Annotated in this window: 1 tRNA gene and 2 rRNA genes; all 3 read left to right on the top strand. The window is 44.9% G+C overall.

Annotated elements, in window-relative coordinates:
- Nucleotides 1-543 (top strand): 16S ribosomal RNA (locus tag IC175_RS19270); the annotation flags it as partial.
- A gap of 55 nt (nucleotides 544-598) precedes the next feature.
- Nucleotides 599-674, top strand: a tRNA-Ala gene (locus IC175_RS19265).
- Between the two features lie 208 nt (nucleotides 675-882).
- A 23S ribosomal RNA gene (locus IC175_RS19260) occupies nucleotides 883-1,068 on the top strand; the annotation flags it as partial.

The following is a 1,068-nucleotide window of genomic DNA, read 5'->3' as shown; positions in this document are numbered from 1 at the left end:
AATGACATCTCCTTAATCGGAGAGTTCCCTTCGGGGACATTGGTGACAGGTGGTGCATGGTTGTCGTCAGCTCGTGTCGTGAGATGTTGGGTTAAGTCCCGCAACGAGCGCAACCCTTGTCTTTAGTTGCCATCATTAAGTTGGGCACTCTAGAGAGACTGCCAGGGATAACCTGGAGGAAGGTGGGGATGACGTCAAATCATCATGCCCCTTATGCTTAGGGCTACACACGTGCTACAATGGGTAGTACAGAGGGTTGCCAAGCCGTAAGGTGGAGCTAATCCCTTAAAGCTACTCTCAGTTCGGATTGTAGGCTGAAACTCGCCTACATGAAGCTGGAGTTACTAGTAATCGCAGATCAGAATGCTGCGGTGAATGCGTTCCCGGGTCTTGTACACACCGCCCGTCACACCACGGGAGTTGGAGACGCCCGAAGCCGATTATCTAACCTTTTGGAAGAAGTCGTCGAAGGTGGAATCAATAACTGGGGTGAAGTCGTAACAAGGTAGCCGTATCGGAAGGTGCGGCTGGATCACCTCCTTTCTAAGGAGAATTGCCTACTGTTTAATTTTGAAAGTTCTTTATGAACTTCATATTTGGGGGTGTAGCTCAGTTGGGAGAGCACTTGCCTTGCAAGCAAGGGGTCAGGAGTTCGACTCTCCTCATCTCCACCATTAAGAGTATATTACTTAAATCTTTGATTTATCTAGTAGCCTCTTACATGCACTTTTAGCTTATCTTTAGACAAGCTATGTGCGTTAGCACTTTGAAAACTGCATATATATATTTAGTGATATGACATCTAATTTGTAATATATAAAGCTGATAACTTTTAAAAATTATCGAAGTTGATAGCTTCTAATCTATCAAACCTTTTTAACTGGTCAAGTTATTAAGGGTGCAGGGCGGATGCCTTGGCACTAGGAGCCGATGAAGGACGCGATAAGCTGCGATAAGCTTCGGGGAGTTGCACGTAAACTTTGATCCGAAGATTTCCGAATGAGGAAACTCACTTAGAGTAATGTCTAAGTATCATTAAGTGAATACATAGCTTAATGAGGGGAACTC

Source organism: Clostridioides sp. ES-S-0123-01, assembly GCF_020658415.1.
In the GTDB taxonomy this organism is placed as follows: Bacteria; Bacillota; Clostridia; order Peptostreptococcales; family Peptostreptococcaceae; genus Clostridioides.
The sequence above is the reverse complement of the archived record's forward strand: the minus strand, read 5'-3'. Positions and strand labels throughout refer to the sequence as shown.